Consider the following 465-nt stretch of genomic DNA (forward strand, 5'->3'; position numbering starts at 1 on the left):
TCCTGCTGTACTCGCTGCAAGAGCCTAACGATGACTTCACGGGTCGTCAGATCGTGCAGTCGTGTTCGGATTACCTCCAGACCATCAAGAACGCCCGGGGCATCTCGGACTTTACAGTGATCTCAGATTCTACAGTGATCTCAGATTCGTCGAACAACACGGCGCAAGACTTCAACAGCGGTATCCGTAACGTGACGGTCATCATCATTCCGGTGATACCGATCCACATCATCAACCTGCAAGTCGTTATCAGCAAGCAAGGTGTGTCGTTCACGGAAGCGTTGTCGTCGGTTCAGGCACAGTAACGGAGACAGGGGCTTCGGCCCCTGTTTTTGATAGGAGATATGCATGCATATTAATGCGGCGACCCGGCTCGTGGCTCTCGATAACAATGTGCCCGGCACTCCGGGTACGACCATAGCGCCCGCCCAATCGTATAGGCCAGATAACGAGGCAGACCTGCAC

Annotated in this window: 1 protein-coding gene; it reads left to right on the plus strand. The window is 54.0% G+C overall.

Going from position 1 to position 465, the window contains the following annotated elements:
- The coding region (locus AC1RPW_RS07975) for a hypothetical protein (protein WP_481769438.1) at nucleotides 1–305 on the plus strand (305 nt) is incomplete at its 5' end.
- Nucleotides 306–465: the final 160 nt, after the last annotated feature.

Source organism: Dellaglioa sp. CoH-55-MRSF-8, from assembly GCF_056782195.1.